Genomic DNA, 21,254 nt, shown 5'->3' on the forward strand with positions numbered 1-21,254 from the left:
CCTCTAGGCAGGCCGCGGCGCGGCGATCCCGGCCAGCCTGCGGTAGGAGTCCAGCTTCGCCGCCGGGTCGAAGGTGGACATCGTCACCAGGATCTCGTCCGCGCCGCTACGTTCGACCAGCCCGGACAGCTGCCGCTCCACCTCCGGCTCGGTACCGTGGAGCTGCCCGGTCATCGCCTCCTCGAACAGGCCGCGTTCCCGGTCGTTCATCGGCAGCGCGGCGACCTCCCCGGGGGACCGCTGCGGAGGGAACACCCCACGGGTACGGGCCTGGGTCAGCGCCCACGCCTCCGGCATCAGCAGCCGGCGGGCCCGCTCGGTCGACTCGGCGACGGCCACCGCCGTCGACACGACGACATAGGGGTGCGGCGACCAGGCCGAGGGGCGAAACCGCGCGCGGTACCGTTCGATGCTGGCCAGCATCGCGTCCTCCCCGCGCACGGCCGCGATCACCAGCGGAAGGCCGAGGTCGGCCGCCACCCCGGCACCGGCGCCCGTGGCCAGGATGAATGGGGCGACCCGCGCTCCCTCGGCGGGAATCGCGTGCACTCCCGGATGCGCGCGCTGGGTGCCCTGGACATAACCGAGCAGTTCCGCCACCTGGCCCGCGTAATCCTCTGCGGCGTCCTTGTCCCGCCCCAGCGCACGCCGGATGCCCCCGGTGAAGCCCACCGAGCGACCCAGCCCCATGTCGATCCGGCCGGGGAACAACGCGTCGAGCACACCGAACTGCTCCGCCACCACCAGCGGCTGATGGTTCGGCAGCATCACCCCGCCGGTCCCGACCCGGATATCGGAGGTGGCCGAGGCGACCGCGGCGGCCAGCACGGTCGGCGCCGAACCGGCGACCCCGGGAACGCTGTGATGCTCGGACACCCAGAACCGGTGGTAACCGAGCGCCTCCAGTTCGGACGCGAACCGAACCGTGTCCCGCAGCGCCTCGGCGTGGCTGTGCCCCTGTCGCGCCTGGGAACGGTCGAGCACGGAAAGCCGAAACGACGACAGCGACCTCACGCCCGGTGCAACCCGGGACGCCGCAGGCGCATTCCCGTTCGGCAGCCCCGCTCGTCGAGGTGGGATGTCAGTCGGCTGGCCACTCGTAGGAGAGTTCGAAGCGGTCGGCGGGCAGGACCATGTCGTTCATCTCCAGCGGCCGGTCCTTGCCGTGGGCAATGCGCGTCACGGTAACCACCGGTATCCCGGTGTCGATCTGCTCGATCGCATTGCCGTGGGTGAGGTCACGCGGAAGCCGGGACGCCGCGAGTTGGACGACCAGCCCGTTGGCCCGCATTACCCGATCCCGCGCGGTCACCTCGTCACCGGCCTGGATACCGAGGCACTCGGCGACACGATCGTCAGCGGGCTCGAACCGGATCTTCACCGAGGACGAGGGCGTCCACCCCCGCGCGGCCGCATCGGCCATGAACGCGCCGCGGCCGTGCTCCGCGGTGACGATGCCTTCGGCGCGAAGCATGTTCACGGCATCGCGGATGGTCGGCCTGGACACGCCGTAGGTATCGACCAACTCTCGCTCGCTGGGAAGTCGAGAACCGGGTGTGTACTGCCCAGCGGCAATCCTCTCCCGGAGGTCCGCCGCCACCTGGCGGAAGGCCGGGACGCCACTTGTTCGATCCACCACGTACGCGATCCTCCACAGGACATCTCGTCTTGACCAGTCACGGCCGCCGTGCCACGGTAAACGGCACGCCGCAACCCGACCGGTGGGAGAACCGGGAACCCGACAACGGCAGGGGCGACACCGGCAGCGGGAAGCACGAGAAGAGGGACGACGAGTAGTGCCCGAGTGGCAGGACACCCTCGGCGTACCCCGCACGTGGTTCATTCCGCCCGTGATCTGGGTCGATGGTCACAGCGGTTTCGTCGCACTGTCCCGTGCGGACAGTCCCGCACAGTGGCGGCGGGCCGTCGAGACGGACGAGCCGATCGTGACCCAGGTCGACGACGGCCGAACACCACCCGGCCAGGTCGGCCTCGTGCCCACCAGTTCATGCAGCAAGCCGAGCGTGGTGGCGAGGATGCTCGGCGCACTCGACGTGCAGCCTGGTCACCGCGTGCTGGAGGTCGGCACCGGGACCGGGTGGAACACCGCGCTGCTGGCCGACCGCGTCGGGCCGGACGGGCTGGTTGTCACGATCGAGGCCGACGAGCAGGTCGCCAGGACCGCGCGGCTCGCCTTCGAGAAGATCGGCCACAGGATCACCGCCATCACCGGCGATGGCGCCCGTGGATGGGCGCCGGACGCACCGTACGACCGACTCATCGCGACGGCATCCGTGCATGCGGTACCGCCACCATGGCTCGACCAGGTACGGCCCGGCGGCCGGTTGGTACTGCCGTTCGGCACGGACTACTGCAACGGCGCCATGCTCACCCTGGACCGGGCCGCAGACGGGTCCGCCAACGGGACATTCGGCGGTGCCCTCACCTTTATGCGGCTGCGCGGCCAGCGCAACGAGTTCATCGACCCGACCACCGAGCAACTGGGTGGCGCCGATCGCGGCACCACGCCGCTCCGACCCGGTCAGCTGTTCGAAATGATCGCGTTCCAGCGCGCGGCCTTCACCATCGGTCTCCGCGTCCCGCGCTGCTACCTCACCGTCGAAGAGGACGCGCGTGGGCCGCGGCGGCACACCATCGAGCTGCACGACACCGCGTCCGGCTCCTGGGCCAGGGTCGAGGTCGAGCCCGGAGGATCCACCAGCCCGGTCCGCCAATTCGGCTCGCGCCGGCTCTGGACCGAGGCCGAGGCCGCTTACGCCTGGTGGCGGGACGCCGGGCAACCGGAGGCCGGGCACTACCGGCTCACCGTCACCCCGGACGGCACGCACCTGGTGGAACTCGACGGCCGGCGGTGGGCGATCACCTGACCGCGTCTCAGCCGTCGTCGGCGGTGTCCGGCCTGGCTCGAGAGGGTTGGACGCGTTTCGGCTCGCCGGGCATCTTCGGGTAGTCGGGTGGGTAGGGCATCTCGGCCTGGCCGAGGTCCCGGTCGTCCCGCTCGTACCACTCCAGCAGCGTCTCGATGCCGAAGGACTGCGAGTCGATGTCCGCGTGCAGGTCGCCGTGCTCCGCGAGCCAGCCGGCGACGGTGCGCACGTCGAAGTCGTCCGGGTGCACCTCGGTCAGCTGGTCCCAGGTCAACGGGGTGGAGACGGTGGCCCGGTGCGTGCCGCGCACCGACCAGGAGGAGGCCACCGTCCGGTCCCGCGCGGCCTGGTTGTAGTCGATGAAGACCCGCCCGTCACGCTCCTCCTTCCACCAGGAGATCGTGGCGAGCTTCGGCGCCCTGCGCTCGACCTCCCGGCCCAGCGCGATCAGGGCGTGCCGGACGTCGACGAAGTCCCACTCCGGGCGGATCCGGACCAGCACGTGCACCCCGCGGCCGCCGGAGGTCTTCGGGTACCCGGTGAGCCCGGCGTCCGCCAGCACCTCGCGCACGGTGCCCGCGACCCGCACCGCGTCGGCGAAGCCGAGCTCATCCGGCGGGTCCACGTCGATCCGCAGTTCGTCGGGATGATCGACATCCGGTCTGCGCACCGGCCACGGGTGGAAGTCGAAGGTGCCGAGGTTGGCGGCCCAGACGAACACGGCGGGTTCGGTCGGGCAGACCTCCTCGGCGGTGCGCCCGGAGGGAAAGGTGATCCGCGCCTTCTCCATCCAGTCCGGCGCGCCCTTGGGCACCCGTTTGGCATAGAAGTACTCACCGGTAACCCCGTCCGGATACCGTTTCAGTGTGGTCGGCCGCTCCCCGATCGCCCGCAGCAGCGGGCCGCCGACCGCGAGGTAGTGCTCCACGACCTCACGCTTGGTGATGCCGCGATCCGGGAAGTAGATCTTGTCCGGGCTGCTCACCCGCACCGTGCGCTGCCCTACCGTGTACTCGACGGGCTCACCGTTCTTGGCCACCCGACCACCGTAGCCGGTGATCGCTCGCGAGGACGGACATCACCAGCACATCGTGTCGTTCGCCCTCCCAGTACAGCGCCTCACGCAGCACGCCCTCGGCGACGAACCCGCACTTCTCGTACACCCGTCTGGCCCGCGGGTTGTGCGCGAACACCTCGAGGGCCACCCGGTGCAGACCGACCGTGTCGAAGGCGAAGTCCAACACCAGCCGGGTCGCCTCCGTGCCGTAGCCCTTGCCGAACTCGGCCGGGCCGGACAGGGCGATCCGGAAGCTCATCGACTCGTTGGCCTCGTCCAGCTCGTTCAGCGCCGCGTCTCCGAGGAACCTGCCGTCCTCCACCGCCGTGACGGCCCAGTCGGCCCGGTGCGCGGCGCCGGGCCAGGCGGCGAGCCTTTCGGCGACGTACTCGCGGGTGAACGTGGCGTGTGTCCCGGTGAGCCGGATGACCTCGGGATCCCGCAACGACTGCCACAGCCCGTCCAGATGCCGCTGATCGAGCTGAACCAACCGGACGTTCTCGGCGGTCAGGCAAGGCTGATCACGCAGCGCTTCCAGGTTCGGCATGGATGCACTGGATCACGCCCGCCACCTGTACGCCAGCGATTTTCCGCCGGTGCCGTACGGTGACCGCCGTGGCCGGCCGCAGCAAACTGTTCCTCGGACTCGCCCTGCTCGTGGCCATCGTGGCGGCGGCCGTGCTGCTGCCCGTGCCCGGCCCCGTCGAACTGCGCACGCTGGCGCGGGACGCGGGCCCGGCGGCACCGCTGCTGTTCCTGCTCGCCTACGGGGTGCTCACCGCGGCGCCGATCCCGCGCACCGTGTTCAGCCTCGCCGCCGGGCTACTGCTGGGAAACCTCCTCGGGCTGGCCGTCGCCATGATCGGAACGGCGACCTCGGCCGCACTCGGCTTCCTCGCCGCGCGGGTGCTGGGCAGGGATCTGGTGGCCCGGCACCTGCACCGGAACTGGGTACGCACGGTCAACGGCCGGCTCACCGGTGGCGGGGCGCTGGCGGTGACCTCGCTGCGGCTGATCCCGGTGATCCCGTTCGCCCCGCTGAGCTACTGCTGCGGGGTGTCCACGATCCGGCTCGCGCCGTACGTGGCGGGGACGGTGCTCGGCAGCCTGCCGGGGACGGCCGCGGTCGTGCTGCTCGGCGACGCCATCACCGGCACCACCCCGCCCGCGCTGCTGGCCTGCTACGCGGTGTTCGCGCTGGCCGGAGCGATCGGGGTGGCCAGGGTCGTACGCAGGACCAACCAGAAAGAAGTTGAACCCGAACGTACCGCTGTCTGAGGGTGGCGCTGACGACGATCCGGATCCGGCGACCGCTACACTCGATCGGGTGCGCGACCCTATTGTTCGCGTGCGGTCAGCCATGATTGCGGATAGTTCCCGAGGAGTAGGCGTCATCGACACCGGTCAGCTCATCGCAGGGCACTACCGCCTCGTAGAGCACATTGGCAGCGGCGCCATGGGCGTGGTCTGGCGCGCCATCGACGAACGCCTCGAGCGGTCGGTGGCGGTCAAGCAGATCCTCACGCAGCCGGGTCTTTCCGAGGCGGAGCGGGCGAACATCAGGCAACGCGCCATGCGCGAGGCCAAGAATGCCGCGCGCTTCCAGCATCCCAACGCGATCGTGGTGTTCGATATCGCCGAGCACGCGGGTGATCCGTGCCTGGTGATGGAGTACCTGCCCTCGCAGAGCCTGTCCGCGATCCTCGCCGAGCGGCCGATGATGCCGGTGGCGGAGGTCGCCGCGATCGGTAAGCAGGTGGCCGCCGCGCTGGTCTCCGCGCACCGCGCCGGCCTGGTGCATCGCGACGTGAAACCCGGGAACGTGCTGATCGACGAGAGTGGCACCGCTAAGATCACCGATTTCGGGATTTCCCGCGCCGCGGGCGACATGACGCTCACCCAGACCGGGCTGATCGGCGGCACACCCGCGTACCTGGCTCCGGAACTGGCCAGGGGTGCCGATCCCGCGCCCAGTTCCGATGTGTTCGCGCTCGGCGCCACCCTCTACCACGCGATCGAGGGTCAAACGCCGTACGGAAACAATGCCAATCAGCTGGCGCTGCTGTATTCGGCGGCCAACGGAAAGATCATTCCGCCGAGCAACGCGGGACCGGCCACCGCGCTGCTGATGAACCTGCTGCGCACCGATCCCGAGGAACGGCCCAGTATGGCCGAGGCGCGCGATCAGCTCGCCGCGCTCGCCACGGGAGGCGCGGGAGGCGCAGCCGGGGTCGGCGGCGGTAACGGCCAGAAACTGTCCGAAACGCTGGTGTCGCCCCCGCTGCCACACACCGGGCGCAAACCGGCCGAACCGGCGTCGGCGCCTCCGCCCCAGCCTCCGGTGACCGGAGTCCGGCCGCCCTGGCAGCGCGCCGAGAGACCGGCCGCTCCCCCGCCGACGTCCTCGTTCACCCCGGAGAGACCGGCCGCGGCGCCTGCCCCTGCCCCCGCTTCCGGTGGTGGCGGGGCCGCCAGACGCAAGCCACTGCTCATCGGCGCGATCGCGGCCGTGGTGGTGGTCGCGGCCACCGTGCTCACCATCGTGCTGTCCTCCGGTGGGGACGAGGACCCCGGATCTGACCAGCAGGCCCAGAACCCCGGCACGACGGCCACCGGTGCCCCAGATGGCTCGCAGACATCCGGTTCACCGTCGTCACCGGCTGGCGCTCCGGGCACTACACCGAGCCAGGGAACGGTTGACGAAAGTGCTGCTTATGCTCAGGTCAAGACGTTCCTTGACTCCATCGGGACTGCTACGGCCTGGGAAATGCTGACACCTGCGGCGCAAAGTGTGTACGTAGACCTCGCCAACTTCACCCAACACTGGTCCGACTTCGCACTGAAGGATTACCGAACCGCGCGAGAGCACGGTTCGGACCCCGACGGTGCGATCAATGTGTCGTACGAAATCAAGTACAAGGACGAAGGCTGGAACCGGTCGCCTGTCCGCGTTATCGATGCAGGCGGTGGGAAACTGCTCATCGATTCCGACACTCGCCGGCCCAGTGCGCGCGGTGGCTACTGATTCGGCTGTTCGAACGGCAGGCGGTGCCTTACTGTTGAGGCATGGCCGACAACGGCGGGCCGGCGGGTAAGCGTCGTTTCGAGGACGAGCTGGCCGGGCTGGATCCGAACGATCCGGAGGTGCAGGAGTTCGCCGCGCACCTGGACCGGATGGAGCGTACGGGCCCCTCGTTCACCGTCGAGGGGTCTATCAAGGGTGTCGGCGAGTTCGCCGACGCCAGTAACCGCGCCGGTGGCGGGAAATGGCTGGCCGCGGTGATCGTGGTCTGCCTCATCCTGTTCGGCATCCTGTTTGCGGCGTGGGACACGATCGGTCGAGTCCTCGCCTGGCTGTCCGGGTAGCCTGGGAGATATGAAACCCGGCATGAAACCTGTCGTCGGCGCCACCCCGCGCGTGGTGAAGCCCGAGCAGGACTGGCGGGAGCAACTGGGCCCGGAGGAGTACGCGGTACTCCGGCAGGCCGGGACCGAACGCCCGTTCACCGGCGAGTACACCGACACCGAGACGGTCGGGGTGTACGAGTGCCGCGCCTGCGGCGCCGAGTTGTTCCGCAGCACCACCAAGTTCGCCAGCCACTGCGGGTGGCCCTCGTTCTACGACCCCGCCGACTCCGACGCCGTGCTGCTGCGCGAGGACCGCGGCATGGGCATGAAGCGGGTCGAGGTGCTGTGCGCCTCCTGCCACAGCCACCTCGGGCACGTGTTCGAGGGCGAGGGCTACGACACTCCGACCGACCAGCGCTACTGCATCAACTCCGTCGCGTTGAAGCTGGTGCCCACCGACTCCTGAGCTTGCGGGCCGAAACACCGTCACGCTTCCGGCCGACCGATGCCATAATGCCGACCTCACGGCTGCCAGGGCTGAAGGGGCGAGATGGGCGAGCAATGGGGGATGTCCGGTGGGGCATTTCTCCTGCTCTACCTCGGACTGCTCAACCTGCCCTGGATCACCGGCGTGGTCATGGCGCGGGCGCGGCGCCGGATGGCCATGCGCAGGGCGAGCCGGTACGGTGACCAGCTGCCGACCCCCCGTCACCTGGCGTACCTGACCGGTGGGCCGATACAGGTCGTCGAAACGACGATCGCGTCCCTGCTGCACAGCGAGAAGCTCAGGGTGAACAGCGGCGGCTTCTTCCAGGCCGCTCGCGGTGCGGCAGGCGACGACCAGCTGGAGGACGCCGTCCTGGACAGCGCCCGCCGTCGGCGATCCGCCACCCGTGGCGGGCTCGTCGGCTCCACCCGCCGCTCGCCCGGCGTGCGGGAGATCGAGCGGCACCTCGCCCGGAACGGACTGATCAGCTTCGAACTGCACGACCGGCGGCGGACCAGCACGGTGCTGATCCTGCAGGTGCTCGTGCTGGCCTTCGGCCTGGCCGCGTTGTTGACCAGCGGAGACCCGGACGGGTTCACCGCGTTCCTGGTTCTGCTGCTGCTCATCGGCGTTAGCTCGCTGATCAGCGGACTGATCGTGCACTTCGCCCGCGGACCGGACGGCACCCCCACCCTGGCGGGTCGACGGCTGACCACTAGGTCGGTGGCCACGGCCTGGCCAGGCGCGGTCGGCGCGGTCGCCCTCGGCGGCCTGGCCAGCTACCCGGATCCGCAGATCGCGGCCGCTGCGGCCAAGATCGAACCGGTCGGCGGCACCAGTCCGGCCGGAACGCCCCATCACGGAGGGGGCGGTGGCGGTGGCGGGGGCGGTTGTGGCGGTGGGGGCTGCGGGGGAGGTGGCTGCGGCGGTGGAGGTGGCGGCTGCGGGGGCTGAGCCGGCGCCGGTAACGGTCTCTCATCGACCACCGGAACCGCCGTCCGGCCCGGCACGGCCCTGGGATCCTGGCGCTATCCGCGGGAGGAGGCGGTATGGACCAGCCATGGGGCATTTCCGGACCCGAGTTCCTGCTGCTGTACGGCGGTCTGCTGGTCATTCCCGCCGTCGTGGTCGCGGTGCTGCTGGCCGCGGGCAGGCGCGCGGCCGAGCGCCGCGCCAGGGAGCAGGAACGGCTGCCGAGCATCTACCACCTCGCCTACCTGGTCGGAGGTGCCGAACGGGTGGTGGACACCGCGATCGCGAGCCTGCTGGAGCGCGGCAGCCTGCGGGTCAGCAGCAGCGGTGCCTTTCAGGTCACCAGGGAGACCGCGTCGAGCGGCCTGATGGAACACGCCGTGCTCGCCAACGCCGCCCTGTACCGCTACATCGGGAGGGGCAAGCTGATCGCGATGACCCTGCGCTCCCCTTTTCTCGCCGATATCCAGGCTGACCTGGAACACCATGGGCTGATCGCCCCGCAACGGCGACGCGGTCGCTTGCTCTGGAGCCTGTGCGCGGGCTACGTCCTGCTCGGGATCCTCGGGGTGGTCCGGCTGACCGACGGCATCCAGCGGGGATATCCGGTGGGTCTGCTGATCATGCTGCTCATCGTGACCGCCTTCCTGGCCGCCGGGTCCGGCCTGCTCGCCCGGCCCCGCTTCGAGCCCACGCCCACCGAGGCCGGTGAGCACGTCGCCACCACGGAGAGGAGGCACCTCTCCACGAGCGGCACCGGGGCGGTCGGCGGGGCCGCCGCCGCGGTACTGGTAGCGGGACTGGTCAACTACCCGGACAGCCTGATCTCGCGTGCCCTGACGCAGTCGCCGAGCGGTGGAGGAGGCGGTGGCCACACCGCCGGCGCGGTGTGCAGCAGCGGGGACGGGGGCGGCACGGGCTGCGCCAGTGGCTGTGGCGGGGGCGGCGGAGGCGGTGGTGGTTGCGGCGGGGGTGGTGGGTGAGTCCCATGTCGTCCGGAGTTCCGCGACTCGGGGTCGGCATCGGCTGGCGCCCGGAGATCGACCTCTCGGTGGAGCGGCTGCCCGGGGTGGACTGGGTGGAGGTGATCGCCGAGAACCTCCACCCCGACCGGCTGCCGGAGTCGCTGGTCCGGCTGCGCACACGTGGCCGCCCGGTACTGCCGCACGCCGTGTCGCTCTCGCTCGGCGGGGCCGAACCGCTGGACACCCGCAGGGTGGAACACCTTGCCGCGGTGACCGGGGCGCTGGGCGCGCCGCTGGCCAGCGACCATGTCTGCTTCGTCCGCGCGGGCGGCCTGGACTCGGGGCACCTGCTCCCGCTGCCACGCACCAGGGATGCGCTGGACGTGCTGGTGGGCAACGTGCGGCTGGCGCAGTCGATTCTCGGGGTCCCGTTCGCGCTGGAGAACATCGCGGCCCTGCTGGAGTGGCCGGACCCCGAGCTGAGCGAGGCCGCCTTCCTGCGGGAACTGACCGAACGCACCGGCTGCCTGCTGATCGTGGACGTGGCGAACCTGTACGCCTGCGCCCGCAACCTGGGCTCCGACCCACACCGATTCCTGGACGAGATCCCGCTGGAGCGGATCGCGTACGTGCATGTGGCCGGCGGCTCCGAGCGCGAAGGCGTCTACCACGACACCCATGCCGCACCGGTGCCCGCGCCGGTGCTCGATCTCCTCGGCGAGCTGCGCGCCAGGGTGGACCCGCCGGGTGCGCTGCTGGAACGCGACGACGACTACCCGACCGACACCGAACTCGCGGCCGAACTCGCCGCGATCCGTGCCGTACTGGAGAGCCGGTGACGGCGCGGGACCACCTGGCACGGCAGCAGGCGGAGCTGCTGCGTGCGCTGCTGGCCGGCGAGCGGCCCCCGGCCGGTTTCCCGCCCGACCGCGTCCGCGCCGAGGCCGCGGCCCTGCTCGCCAAGCGCAGGCGGATCACCGAGGCGCTGCGGCCGGACCTGGCGGAGCGCCTCGGTGATCGCTACCGGCCGCTGTTCGACGCCTACGCCGCCGCGCACCCGCGCGCGCAGGGCACCGGAGCACGACAGGACGCGGACAACTTCGCCGCCTGGCTGGCCGCCCGCGGGGAACCGCGGCGGCCACGCTGGTGGCGGCGGGAACGCCGCGTCTAAGGCAGGTTCAGCACCAGCTCCGCGGGCGACACCCTGGTCCCGGTGTAGAACGGGATCTCCTCGCGCACGTGCCTGCGGGCCTCGGTACCCCGCAGGTGCCGCATCAGGTCGACGATGCGATGCAGCTCGTCCGCCTCGAAGGCGAGGATCCACTCGTAGTCGCCCAGCGCGAAGGAGGCCACGGTGTTCGCCCGGACGTCCGGGTAGTCGCGGGCCTCCTTACCGTGGTCGGCCAGCATCTTGCGGCGTTCCTCGTCCGGCAGCAGGTACCACTCGTAGGACCGGACGAAGGGGTACACGCAGACGTACTTGCGCGGCTCCTCCCCCGCCAGGAAGGCCGGGACGTGGCTGCGGTTGAACTCCGCGGGTCGGTGCAACGCGAACTGGCTCCACACCGGCACGGAGACGCGGCCGAGCGGGGTGCGCCGGAAGCCGCTGTAGGCCGCCTGGACCTGCTCCACTTCCGGCGCGTGCCACCAGATCAGGTAGTCCGCGTCGGCACGCAGGCCGGCCAGGTCGTACACCCCGCGCACCGCGACGCCCTTGTCCTCCAGCGCGTCCAGGTACTCCCCGGTCTCCCGGGCGGCGGCACCGCGATCCTCCGGCAACGTCCCCTGTTCCACCCGGAACACCGACCACGCGGTGTAGCGGATGGTCTCGTTCAACTCTTGGTAGTTCAACCGCGCCATGCCCCCATCGTCCCACCCCGATGACCGGGCCGCGTACCAGCCCACACCACGGAACGTCGGGAATTTTCCGACCTCGTAACTCACTCGGCGGATTGTGACTCCGCTGTGTATACCGATACGTTCGCGAAACTTTCGCACCCGATCAGGGGAGGTAACTGGTGCACATCCGACAAAGACGCGGTAGACCCGCCGCGGTCGTGCTGGCCGCGGCCACCGCGCTGGTTCTCGGCACGGGGCAGCCGGCCGGGGCCACCGACGGCGCGGCGCCGGCACGTACCCAGGCCCAGCCCGAACAACAGTCGGTCACGCTGATCACCGGTGACCGGGTGTTGGCGCGTGCCGGGCAGCCCACCGGACACCTGGTGGCCGGTCCCGGCCGGGAGGACGTCACCTTCAGCACGTTCGCCGCCGACGGCCACACCTACGTCGTGCCCTCCGACGCGGCGCCGCTCATCGGCACCGGCGTCCTCGACCGGCGCCTCTTCGACGTCACCACACTGCTCGAGTCGGGCCACGCCGACACGGACCGGGACTCGCTGCCCCTGCTGGTGACCTACGCCGACGGCCCCGCGGCCGCGAGCACGATGAGCTCCGCGGGCACCCGGATCACCCGGCAACTGCCCAGCATCGACGGCGCCGCGGTGCGAGCCGACAAGGACTCGGCGACCGAGCTGTGGGACAGCATCACCGGCGGACCCGAGTCGGTCACCACCTTCGCCGGTGGCGTGCGGAAGGTCTGGCTGGACGGGATGCGCAGCACCACCCTGGACCGCAGCGTGCCGCAGATCGGCGTCCCCGCGGCCTGGGAGGCGGGCTACACCGGCGCGGGCACCACGATCGCCGTGCTGGACACCGGCGTGGACCAGACCCATCCCGACCTCGCCGAACGGGAGACCGCGGAGCGGAACTTCACCGAGTCCGAGGACAACATCGACCACGTCGGACACGGCACCCACGTGGCCTCGATCGCGGCGGGCACCGGCGCGAAGTCCGGCGGCAAGTACACCGGGGTCGCGCCGGCGGCGGGCATCCTGGACGGCAAGGTGCTCAACGACAGCGGCTCGGGCCGCGAGTCCTGGATCATCGCCGGCATGGAATGGGCCGCCGAGCAGGGCGCGGACATCGCGAACCTGAGCCTCGGCGGCGGGGACAGCGCCGGGGTCGACCCGCTCGAGCAGGCCGTGAACACGCTCTCCGCCGAGCACGGCACCCTGTTCGTCATCGCCGCGGGCAACTCCGGCCCCCGGGCCTCCACCGTGGGCTCACCGGGCACCGCGGATGCCGCGCTCACCGTCGGCGCCGTGGACCGCGAGGACGACATCGCGCCCTTCTCCAGCCGGGGCCCGCGGCTCGGCGACGGCGGGATCAAGCCGGACATCACCGGCCCCGGCGTCGGGATCGTGGCCGCGTTGCATTCCGACGGCAGCATCGGGGAGCCGGTCGAGGAGGGGTACACCGCGCTGTCCGGGACCTCGATGGCCACCCCGCATGTCGCGGGTGCCGCGGCGCTGCTGGCCCAGCAGCACCCCGACCTCTCCGGCGCGCGGCTGAAGCGCCTGCTGATGGCCTCGGCAACACCCACCGAGGGCGCGGGCGTGTTCGCGCAGGGCGCAGGGCGGGTCGACTCGGCCGCGGCACTCACCCAGACGGTCACCGCGGAACCCGCCAGCATCAATCTCGGCGTCCAGCGCTGGCCGCACGACGACGACACGCCGGTCGGCAAGGAGCTCACCTTCGCCAACTCGGGTGCGGAGGAGGTCACCCTGCGGCTCGCGGTGGAGGCCACCGGCCCGGACGGCACGCCGGCACCGGATGGCGTGTTCACCCTCTCGGCCACCGAGGTCACCGTGCCGGCCGGAGGCACAGCCGGGATCACTGTCACCGGCGACACCCGCGCGGCCGGGGTGGACGGCATCTACAGCGGCAGCCTGGTCGCGACCGCGGGCGATGCCACGGTGCGCACCCCGCTGGCGATCAACCGCGAGGTGGAGAGCTACGACCTCACGCTGAACGCCGTCGACCGCGCCGGGGACCGCACCGGGCAGTACTCCGCGTTCCTGTTCGGGTTCGGGGACAACCGGCTGCGGTTCCCCTACGAGGAGGACGGCAGCGTCACGCTGCGCGTGCCGAAGGGCGAGTACCTGCTGCAGGGCACCGTCCGGTCCGGGGAACCCGGTACCACCGCGGACCTGCTCGCCTACCCCAAGCTGTCCGTCGACGGGGACCTCACGGTGGACCTGGACGCCCGGCAGACGAAACCGGTGGACATCGCGGCACCGCACGAGTCCGCCCGGCCCATGCTCACCGAGGTGTCCTACACCCGCGCGGCGCGCGGTTCGACGTTCAACTCCGGGTTCGTCGCGCTGGGCGAGGGCCTCGAGCGGTTGGGCACCGCCCATCTCGGTCCGCAGCTACCGCCCGCCGAGCTGACAGCGTTGGTGAGCAGCCAGTGGGTCACCGAACCGGGCGGCGAGTACTACGGCCTCGCCTGGTACGAGTACGGCCGGTTGCCCACCGGCCTCACCCGGGATGTGCGGCAGGAGGACCTGGCCACCGTCCGCACCGGCTACGGGCCGATACCGGCCGGCGTCACGGGCATCGCGGGCGCCACCCCGTCGCCGCGCCTGCAGGCCGGAGGCGCCTGGGGAGCGCTGATCGAGATACCGGAGTCCGGGCCGAGGGTCGCGCACTTCACCACCGAGGGCGTGGACTGGAACCGGACGCTGTTCCTGGAGGACGACGAGTCCCGCAGGCTGCATTCCCGGTTCGAGGCGCCACCACGGTCCTACCAGGCCGGCCGGGACTACACCGAGTCGTTCAACCGGGCGGTGTTCGGGCCGGTCATGCCGGAAAGTCGGTACCAGCACTCCTGGGTGACCAGGGACGGGAACCGGATCATCGCGCAGGTCCCGCTGTTCGGTGACGCCGCGGGCAACGCGGGCTACTCCGCGACGGACGATTCCTCGTTGCGGCTGTACCGCGATGGTGAGGAGGTCGAGGCCGAACGGGGCTTGTTCGAGGTCGAGCCGGGTGCTGCCGGGTTCCGGCTCACCGCGGAGGCCACCCGGAGCAACGTGGACCTGAGCACGAGGGTGGCCGCCTCCTGGACCTTCGACTCGACCACGACGGACCGGCCGACTCGGTTACCGGTGTCCACGATCCGCTTCTTCCCCCGCCTCGACGAGGCGAACTCCGCCCCGGCGGGCCGGACGTTCGTGTTCCCGGTGGCGGTGCAGGAGCAGGGCAGCCCGGTCACCAAGGTGCCGCACAAGCTGAGCGCCGAGGTGTCCTACGACGGCGGCCAGACCTGGCGTCCGGCCGGCGTGCTCGGCAACTCCCAGCTCGTCGTGCAGCACCCCGCCGGCGCGGACACCGTGTCGCTGCGGGCCAAGGCCACCGACGGCAACGGCAACACCGTGGAGCACACCATCATCAACGCCTACAAGCTCCACTGACGGTGTTCAAGAAAGGCGCGTTCTTGAACCGCTCCTAACCGCGGGCCAGCCTGCGGGCGGCGGCATCGGCGGTGGCGACACACGCCGGGATGCCGACGCCGTGCAGGCTGGCACCCGCGATCTCCAACGCGGGCACCTCGGCCACCGCGCGCTCGACGCGGGCGACCCGGCCGAGGTGCCCCGCGTCGTACTGCGGTAACCCCCCGCCCCACCGGGTCACCCGGGCCCGCAGCGGTTCGGCGGTGATCCCGGTCAGCTCGGCCAGATCCGCCCGTACTCGCCGGATCAGCTCGGCGTCGGTGGCCCGCAGCGTGCCGCTCTCCCCGAACCGCCCCGCCGAGCCACGCACCAGCACGGCGTCCGCGTCCCCGTGATGTGCCCACTTGCGCGCGGAAAAGGTGAACGCCTTGGCGGTGAACGGCGCACCGTCGCGGCGTCGCTCGGTCACCCCGATCAGCACGCCGGAGGCATCGGGCAGTCCAGACTTCGGCGGCAGCGCGAACGAGACCACCGCCATGGACGCCAGTTCGACCTCGGCGAGCGCCGCGGAGGCCTCCGGGGCCACACCGGCGAGCAGCCGGCTCGCCGGTGGAGCGGGCACCGCGAGCAGCACCGCGTCCACGTCCAGTTCCGCCTCCGCGGGCGCGTGCTCGGTCGCCGCGGCGCCGAAGGTGAGCCGCCAACCGCCACCGGGCAGGCCGCTGAGCGTGCGCACCGGAAGGCCGCGCCGCAGCCGTGCCGCCGACCGCTCCACCAGCCGGTCGACCAGCGACCCCAGCCCACCGGTCAGGGTGGCGAACACCGGCGCGGAACTCGGCGTGGCGGGCAGCTGGGCGGCCACGGCCTCGGTCAGCGAGCCGGCGCCCGCGTCCACGGCGGCGGCCAGCCCCGGCAGGGTGGCACGCAGCCCGAGCCCGTCGGAACCACCCGCGTAGACCCCGCCCAGCAGGGGGTCCACCAGCGTGTCCACCAGCTCGTCGCCGAACCGTTCGCGCAGCAGCGGCCCCAACGCCACGTCGCGGGCCGGCAGCGAGGGCGGGGGCAACCCCGGCTCCGCGGCCACGGCCCGGCTGCCCGCCTCGGACAGCAGGTCCGCGACCGCGCCGGGGTCGCCGGGGAGGCCCATGACGGTGCCCGACGGCAGCGGATGGGTACGTCCCCCGGCCCGGATCGTGGCCCGCGCGCCGGTGGGGTGAGCGAGCTGGGAGCCGAGCCCCAGCTCCTCGGCCAGCTCGACCGCCTCGGGCCGGCGCGCGAGGAAGGCCTCCGCGCCGACGTCGAACGGCCTGCCGACGAGGCGTTCGGTGCGTACCTTGCCGCCGAGGGCATCGGTCGATTCGCATACGGTGAGCTCGGCCTCCGGGCCGAGCAGCTCGCGCAGCCGGTACGCGGCCACCAGCCCGGAGATCCCGCCGCCGACCACGGCGACGCGCCCCGTCACAGCGAATGCACCAGCTCGACGACCCTGGTGAGCACGCCCGGATCGGTGTCGGGCAGCACGCCGTGACCGAGGTTGAACACGTGACCGTCGGCCGCGCGCCCCTCGGCGGCGATGCGGCGCACCTCGGGCTCCACGGCGGCCCAGGAGCCGAGCAGCACGGCGGGATCGAGGTTGCCCTGCACCACGGCCGGCCGGTCGCCACCCAGCCTGCGCACCGCCGTGTCCAGCGGCACCCGCCAGTCCACCCCGACCACGTCGGCACCGGCGTCCCGCATGGCGGTCAGCAACTCTCCCGTGCCGACGCCGAAATGGATCCGCGGCACCCCGGCATCGGCGATACCGCCCAGCACCTTCGTCGAGTGCGGCAGGACGAAGCGCCGGTAGTCCCGTTCGGACAACGCGCCGGCCCAGGAGTCGAACAGCTGCACCGCGTCCACCCCGGCAGCCAGCTGCGCGCGCAGGAAGGTCAGCGTCACCTCGGCCAGCCGGTCGGCCAGGGTGTGCCACAGCTCGGGCTCGGCGTGCATCAGCGACTTGGTGTGTTCGTGGTTGCGGCTGGGCCCGCCCTCGATCAGGTAAGAGGCCAGGGTGAACGGCGCCCCGGCGAAACCGATCAGCGGGGTGGTGCCGAGCGCACCGACCAGCCGCCGCACCCCCTCCGCGACCGGCGCCACCTGCTCCGGTTCCAGCCGCGGCAGCGCGGAGACGGCGGCCGCGGAACGGACCGGCTCCGCCACCACCGGACCGGTGCCCGGCACGATCTCGATGCCCACCCCGGCCGCGTACAGCGGCACCACAATATCGCTGAACAGGATCGCCGCGTCCACGCCGTGCCTGCGCACCGGCTGCAGGGTGATCTCGGTGAGCAGCTCGGGGTCGAAGCAGGCCCGCAGCATCGGGGTGCCCTCGCGCAGCGCGCGGTACTCGGGCAGGGAACGTCCGGCCTGGCGCATGAACCACACCGGCAGGCGCGCGGGCCTGCCGCCACGCGCGGCCACCAGGAAGGGCGCGTCGGCGAGCTCCCGGCGGGCCGGGACGGCCGCCGAGGGGGAGGAAGTGTGAACGGAGGGAGACATCATTGTTATCGTGCCACGAGTCGATAGGGCACCTTCCCTCGGCGCGCCTGCGCCCGCGGCCGGCCGATGTCGCCTTACAGTCGGGCCGTGACCGCCAAGACGCACGCGCCCGAACTCTTCCGCGAGGCCGTCGCGGCACTGCAATCCGTTGAGCCCCGGCCCGAGGTGCGTCTCGAAGCGATCCGGCCGCCGCAGCGGCTCGCCCCATGGTCGTACGCACTCAGCGGCGAGGCCACCGGCCCCGCCGAGGTGATGGCCACCGGCAGGCTGGTGCTGCTGCACGACCCGGAGGGCCCGGAGTCGTGGAACGGCGTCCTGCGCCTGGTCGTGTACGTCCGTGCCGAGTTGGACAGGGAACTGGCCACCGACCCCTTCCTGCCCGGGGTGAGCTGGTCCTGGCTCACCGACGCGCTGGAGACCTCGGGGGCGTCCTGGACGGCGCTCGGCGGAACGGTCACCGAGACCTCCTCGGCCCGGTTCGGCGACATCGCGGGACCGCCGCGCAGCGACGACCTCGAGGTACGGGCATCCTGGACCCCGGTGGACGCGGAACTGCGGCCGCACGGTGACGCCTTCTGCCAGCTGCTGTCCAGCGTGGTCGGCCTGCCGCCGGCCGGCGTAACCCTCTTCGGCCAGCGCCAGAGCTCGTAGCGACGCTCCCGGCCACCCCTCGGACGGCAGGCGGCCAGCGCCCGTCGCGCGCGAACCCGCATACTTATACGTGACCACCACCCGCGTGGGCCGGATCGCCCCGTTTCCGCGGGCGGGACACGCGGTCGCGGTGGGTAACGATTCGGTGACAACCGCCGGTGACGATCTGTATCGATACCTGAAACCTGCCGCGGCCGAGGCACGCACTCCCGAACACCCCGGACAACCCCGGCCATCCGGACTTCGACGGAGCGCACGGCGCCCTCGACGAGGCCGCACCGGCTCCGGCGGCGGTACCCGAAATCCAGCGCATACGGCGATTGCACGCGTCATATGCACGAGCCGGATAGCGGTAGTATCTCTGTTGAATCGGATGCGCCACGCGATACGTTAGCCACTCGCGGTGTTGTAGCCCGATCGTGCGACAGCGACCTCCGCGAGTAACTACCCGATCGGGATACATACCCATTCGAACCCCCCACTGACCCACTCGGGCGGCTAGAGTGCTTCCGACGACACCACTTTCGGTCTAAAGCTGGCGCGGCTGATCGGCCGAAAGTCCCGGTGCCGGTCGGGGGGCACGACCGACTCCAGGGAGGTAGTGACGTGGCTGCCGTCGGCTTATCTCAGGCCGTCCGATCCACACCAGCCGGCGCCTTGCCGGCGAACATGGTTCCGCATCCGCGGGAAGAGTTGTTTTCCGTGCTGGTGGTCGATGACCACCCGCTGCTGAGGGAGGCGATCGCCGCCCGGCTCGCACAGATGGGTGCGGGTACCGTTCACGAGGCCGCCACGGTGGCCGAGGCGAGGGCGAGGGCAACGGCCACCGGGCCGTGCGACCTGGCCATCCTCGACCTCGGCCTGCCTGATGGCAGTGGCATCGAGCTGGTTACGGAGCTCCGTAGCAATGGCTGGCCTCGGGTCGTGGTGCTCGCGTCGTCCGACGACCCGTACGCCGTACGTTCGGCGTTTCAGGCCGGTGCTCAGGCATACCTGCTCAAGTCCGCGTCGCCGGTGGTGGTCACCGACGGCGTGCGCAGGGTGCTCGAGGGCGGCGTGTACGCCGATCCGAGCGTGGCACCGGTACTGGCGACCGGTACCAGGGTCGCGGGCACCGACAACACCCCGCGTGAGCTGTCCGCACGCGAGGTGGAGGTGCTGCAACTGGTCGCAGACGGCCAGTCGAACAAGGAAATAGGTGAAGAGCTCAGCCTGTCCGCGCTCACGGTGAAGTCCCACCTTTCGCGGATCGGGCGCAAGCTCGGCACCGGAGACCGAGCACAAATGGTCGCCTTGGCCATGCGTGCCGGCGTCATCCGCTGACGTGGGATACCCTGCGGGACGGGCACACCAGGCGCGGTAAGCCCGTCCCGTAGGGTCTTTACTCGTGGACGACGTTGATTCTGGCCTCGATGCGCCGGAAGAGTCTGCGCCCATCCCGCTGACGGAACCGGCCGAGGGCATCCCGGCGGTCGTGGCCGACCAGGAGGCGCTCGAACACGCGTGTGCGCGGCTGGCCGCCGGTACGGGCGCGGTCGCGGTGGACACGGAGCGAGCCTCCGGGTACCGCTACTGGCCCAGGGCGTACCTGATCCAGTTGCGTCGGGAGGGCGCGGGCACCTTCCTCATCGACCCGATCCCGCTCGCCGGGGATCTCGCGCCGCTGGCGGAGACGCTCAGCCACACCGAGTGGGTACTGCACGCGGCCTCACAGGACCTGCCCTGCCTTGCCGAACTCGACCTGCACCCCGCGGCGCTGTTCGACACCGAACTCGCCGGCAGGCTGGCCGGGTACGAGCGGGTGGCACTGGGGACGCTGGTCGAGCTCCTGCTCGGCTACCGGCTGGAGAAGGGGCACAGCGCGGCCGACTGGTCCAAGCGACCGCTCCCCCCGTCCTGGCTCAACTACGCCGCCCTCGACGTGGAACTGCTCGTGCCACTGCGGGAGAAGCTCGAGGCGGAGCTGTCCGTACAGGGCAAGCTGGAGTGGGCGCGGCAGGAGTTCGAGGCGGTGCGCACCGCCGAGCCACCCGCGCCGCGGGCCGAGCCGTGGCGACGTACCTCCGGGATCCACAAGATCCGCTCCCCGCGCGGCCTGGCCGCGGTGCGCGCCCTGTGGGAGGCACGGGACGAACTCGCCCGCAAGCGGGACCGCGCGCCCAGCCGGATCCTGCCGGACAGCGCCATCGTCAACGCCGTGCTCGCCGACCCCCGCACCAGCGCCGACCTGCAGGCATTGCCGGTCTTCGGCGGGCGGGTGCAGCGCAGGTACACCAGCAACTGGCTGCGGCCGCTCCAGGCAGCACGGGTGCTGCCCGCCGCCGAGCTACCCGCGGCCAACCCGGTCAATGACGGGCCGCCACCACCGAACCGGTGGGCGGACAAGGACCCGGATGCCGCGGCCAGGCTGTCGGCCGCCCGGACCGCGCTCGCCGAGATCGCGGAGCACCGCGGCTTGCCGGTGGAGAACCTGCTGTTGCCCGATCTGGTCCGGCGCACCTGCTGGCAGCCGCCGGAGGACGACACGGTCGAGGGTGTCGCCGAGGTGCTGCGGGCCGGCGGTGCCCGCCCCTGGCAGGTCTCGCTGACCACCGAGGCCCTGCACAAGGCGCTGCAGACCACCGCCTGAGCCGCTGCCGGCAGACCGAACCAGCACCTCGGGCCGGCGTCGGCGGGCTGGCTCGGCTCCCGTCGGGGTCACCCCGCGGGCACCGGGGACCGGGCGGGGTGAGGTCCACCAGGTAGCGAGTCACCTCGGCGTCCACACACGACGAGATGCCGCCGAAGGCACCATGGCCGGCATCCTCGTAGGTCAGCAGGGCGGCCGACGGGATGGGCGTGGGCAGCGCCCGGACCCAGCGGTACGGGGTCGCCGCGTCCACAGTGGTGCCGACGAGGACGATCGGTGGCGCGCCGTCAGCCCGCACGCGGTCTGGGCGATCACCCTGACCGCCGAGTTCCCGCGGTTGTGAGCCACTCGACAGGACCACACCCCTGGTTACCGGGCAGTAACGAGGGCTATCGTGCGGTTATCCGAGTTACCCGTTTCCCGAA

At 71.5% G+C, this 21,254-nt stretch carries 20 protein-coding genes and 1 pseudogene; 13 read left to right on the plus strand and 8 right to left on the minus strand.

The features are described from left to right. Positions 1–3: 3 nt before the first annotated feature. Both FB471_RS03435 and FB471_RS03440 read right to left on the minus strand, forming a co-directional pair. The gene (locus FB471_RS03435; RefSeq protein ID WP_246076228.1) at positions 4–984 is read right to left on the minus strand and encodes an MsnO8 family LLM class oxidoreductase; all 981 of its coding nucleotides are present in this window, start codon (positions 982–984) and stop codon (positions 4–6) included. A 97-nt stretch (positions 985–1,081) separates the two neighbouring features. After that, positions 1,082–1,639, minus strand: a complete 558-nt coding sequence (locus FB471_RS03440) for a GntR family transcriptional regulator (RefSeq protein WP_141995891.1) — start codon at positions 1,637–1,639, stop codon at positions 1,082–1,084. A 211-nt stretch (positions 1,640–1,850) separates the two neighbouring features. Between FB471_RS03440 and FB471_RS03445 the strand changes: the two genes are divergently transcribed. Further along, entirely contained in the window at positions 1,851–2,888 is a 1,038-nt protein-coding gene (locus FB471_RS03445; RefSeq protein ID WP_141995892.1) for a methyltransferase domain-containing protein, read from the plus strand. A gap of 7 nt (positions 2,889–2,895) precedes the next feature. On the opposite strand, the gene ligD is transcribed toward FB471_RS03445, so the two are convergent. Together ligD and FB471_RS03455 are read right to left on the minus strand one after the other, a co-directional pair. Further along, on the minus strand, positions 2,896–3,927 hold the full coding sequence (gene ligD / locus FB471_RS03450; protein ID WP_141995893.1) for a non-homologous end-joining DNA ligase: 1,032 nt from the start codon (positions 3,925–3,927) through the stop codon (positions 2,896–2,898). Continuing rightward, positions 3,911–4,492 carry a GNAT family N-acetyltransferase gene (locus FB471_RS03455; protein ID WP_141995894.1) on the minus strand — a complete coding sequence of 194 codons (582 nt, stop codon included), beginning with the start codon at positions 4,490–4,492 and terminating at the stop codon, positions 3,911–3,913. The genes ligD and FB471_RS03455 overlap by 17 nt, the downstream gene beginning before the upstream one ends. A gap of 68 nt (positions 4,493–4,560) precedes the next feature. Between FB471_RS03455 and FB471_RS03460 the strand changes: the two genes are divergently transcribed. The 8 genes from FB471_RS03460 to FB471_RS03495 all read left to right on the plus strand — a co-directional run bounded on the left by FB471_RS03460 (position 4,561) and on the right by FB471_RS03495 (position 10,888). Then, positions 4,561–5,223 (plus strand): TVP38/TMEM64 family protein, encoded by a 663-nt coding sequence (locus tag FB471_RS03460; RefSeq protein ID WP_141995895.1) that lies wholly within the window; start codon positions 4,561–4,563, stop codon positions 5,221–5,223. Between the two features lie 82 nt (positions 5,224–5,305). Beyond that, the gene (locus FB471_RS03465; protein ID WP_142001546.1) at positions 5,306–6,970 is read left to right on the plus strand and encodes a serine/threonine-protein kinase; all 1,665 of its coding nucleotides are present in this window, start codon (positions 5,306–5,308) and stop codon (positions 6,968–6,970) included. 41 nt (positions 6,971–7,011) lie between these two features. Beyond that, positions 7,012–7,311 carry a hypothetical protein gene (locus FB471_RS03470; RefSeq protein ID WP_141995896.1) on the plus strand — a complete coding sequence of 100 codons (300 nt, stop codon included), beginning with the start codon at positions 7,012–7,014 and terminating at the stop codon, positions 7,309–7,311. Between the two features lie 22 nt (positions 7,312–7,333). Then, positions 7,334–7,759: a peptide-methionine (R)-S-oxide reductase MsrB gene (gene msrB / locus FB471_RS03475; RefSeq protein WP_141995897.1), complete on the plus strand. Its 426-nt coding sequence runs from the start codon at positions 7,334–7,336 to the stop codon at positions 7,757–7,759. Positions 7,760–7,843: 84 nt separating this feature from the next. Then, complete coding sequence (locus FB471_RS33955) at positions 7,844–8,734, plus strand: TIGR04222 domain-containing membrane protein (protein WP_170220970.1); 891 nt, start codon at positions 7,844–7,846, stop codon at positions 8,732–8,734. Positions 8,735–8,829: 95 nt separating this feature from the next. Then, positions 8,830–9,735, plus strand: a complete 906-nt coding sequence (locus tag FB471_RS03485) for a TIGR04222 domain-containing membrane protein (RefSeq protein WP_141995898.1) — start codon at positions 8,830–8,832, stop codon at positions 9,733–9,735. A 5-nt stretch (positions 9,736–9,740) separates the two neighbouring features. After that, the gene (locus tag FB471_RS03490; protein WP_141995899.1) at positions 9,741–10,556 is read left to right on the plus strand and encodes an MbnB/TglH/ChrH family RiPP precursor modification enzyme; all 816 of its coding nucleotides are present in this window, start codon (positions 9,741–9,743) and stop codon (positions 10,554–10,556) included. Then, positions 10,553–10,888 (plus strand): SCO6045 C-terminal-like domain-containing protein, encoded by a 336-nt coding sequence (locus tag FB471_RS03495; RefSeq protein WP_141995900.1) that lies wholly within the window; start codon positions 10,553–10,555, stop codon positions 10,886–10,888. Before FB471_RS03490 ends, FB471_RS03495 begins: the two co-directional genes overlap by 4 nt. Here the strand turns inward: FB471_RS03495 and hemQ are convergent. Next, positions 10,885–11,577 (minus strand): hydrogen peroxide-dependent heme synthase, encoded by a 693-nt coding sequence (gene hemQ / locus FB471_RS03500; protein WP_141995901.1) that lies wholly within the window; start codon positions 11,575–11,577, stop codon positions 10,885–10,887. The two genes, FB471_RS03495 and hemQ, sit on opposite strands and share 4 nt — an antisense overlap. Before the next feature lie 158 nt (positions 11,578–11,735). Between hemQ and FB471_RS03505 the strand changes: the two genes are divergently transcribed. Beyond that, positions 11,736–15,032 carry a S8 family serine peptidase gene (locus FB471_RS03505; RefSeq protein ID WP_141995902.1) on the plus strand — a complete coding sequence of 1,099 codons (3,297 nt, stop codon included), beginning with the start codon at positions 11,736–11,738 and terminating at the stop codon, positions 15,030–15,032. A gap of 34 nt (positions 15,033–15,066) precedes the next feature. On the opposite strand, the gene hemG is transcribed toward FB471_RS03505, so the two are convergent. Further along, positions 15,067–16,473 (minus strand): protoporphyrinogen oxidase, encoded by a 1,407-nt coding sequence (gene hemG / locus FB471_RS03510; protein ID WP_141995903.1) that lies wholly within the window; start codon positions 16,471–16,473, stop codon positions 15,067–15,069. Continuing rightward, positions 16,470–17,549, minus strand: a complete 1,080-nt coding sequence (gene hemE / locus FB471_RS03515; protein ID WP_141995904.1) for a uroporphyrinogen decarboxylase — start codon at positions 17,547–17,549, stop codon at positions 16,470–16,472. Before hemE ends, hemG begins: the two co-directional genes overlap by 4 nt. Positions 17,550–17,636: 87 nt before the next feature. On the opposite strand from hemE, the gene FB471_RS03520 reads away from it, so the two are divergent. The 3 genes from FB471_RS03520 (at position 17,637) to FB471_RS03530 (ending at position 20,829) form a co-directional block, all read left to right on the plus strand. Further along, complete coding sequence (locus FB471_RS03520) at positions 17,637–18,200, plus strand: DUF3000 domain-containing protein (RefSeq protein ID WP_170220685.1); 564 nt, start codon at positions 17,637–17,639, stop codon at positions 18,198–18,200. A gap of 606 nt (positions 18,201–18,806) precedes the next feature. Next, a complete protein-coding gene (locus FB471_RS03525) occupies positions 18,807–19,523 on the plus strand; it encodes a response regulator (protein WP_141995906.1) in 717 nt (238 codons plus the stop codon). 64 nt (positions 19,524–19,587) lie between these two features. Continuing rightward, complete coding sequence (locus tag FB471_RS03530) at positions 19,588–20,829, plus strand: ribonuclease D (RefSeq protein WP_141995907.1); 1,242 nt, start codon at positions 19,588–19,590, stop codon at positions 20,827–20,829. A 100-nt stretch (positions 20,830–20,929) separates the two neighbouring features. Here FB471_RS03530 and FB471_RS35810 read toward each other — a convergent pair. After that, positions 20,930–21,190: pseudogene (locus FB471_RS35810) on the minus strand (alpha/beta hydrolase); the annotation flags it as partial. Between the last annotated feature and the right edge of the window lie 64 nt (positions 21,191–21,254).

The sequence above is a fragment of the Amycolatopsis cihanbeyliensis genome, from assembly GCF_006715045.1.
Classification (GTDB): Bacteria; Actinomycetota; Actinomycetes; order Mycobacteriales; family Pseudonocardiaceae; genus Amycolatopsis; species Amycolatopsis cihanbeyliensis.

What these genes read in the sequence shown, in the direction of transcription:
- FB471_RS03455 (WP_141995894.1), bottom strand. Translation starts at nt 4,492, where the DNA reads ATGCCGAACCTGGAAGCGCTGCGTGATCAGCCTTGCCTGACCGCCGAG.
- FB471_RS03465 (WP_142001546.1), top strand. Translation starts at nt 5,306, where the DNA reads ATGATTGCGGATAGTTCCCGAGGAGTAGGCGTCATCGACACCGGTCAG.
- FB471_RS03470 (WP_141995896.1), top strand. Translation starts at nt 7,012, where the DNA reads ATGGCCGACAACGGCGGGCCGGCGGGTAAGCGTCGTTTCGAGGACGAG.
- msrB (WP_141995897.1), top strand. Translation starts at nt 7,334, where the DNA reads ATGAAACCTGTCGTCGGCGCCACCCCGCGCGTGGTGAAGCCCGAGCAG.
- FB471_RS33955 (WP_170220970.1), top strand. Translation starts at nt 7,844, where the DNA reads ATGGGCGAGCAATGGGGGATGTCCGGTGGGGCATTTCTCCTGCTCTAC.
- FB471_RS03485 (WP_141995898.1), top strand. Translation starts at nt 8,830, where the DNA reads ATGGACCAGCCATGGGGCATTTCCGGACCCGAGTTCCTGCTGCTGTAC.
- FB471_RS03490 (WP_141995899.1), top strand. Translation starts at nt 9,741, where the DNA reads ATGTCGTCCGGAGTTCCGCGACTCGGGGTCGGCATCGGCTGGCGCCCG.
- hemQ (WP_141995901.1), bottom strand. Translation starts at nt 11,577, where the DNA reads ATGGCGCGGTTGAACTACCAAGAGTTGAACGAGACCATCCGCTACACC.
- hemE (WP_141995904.1), bottom strand. Translation starts at nt 17,549, where the DNA reads ATGTCTCCCTCCGTTCACACTTCCTCCCCCTCGGCGGCCGTCCCGGCC.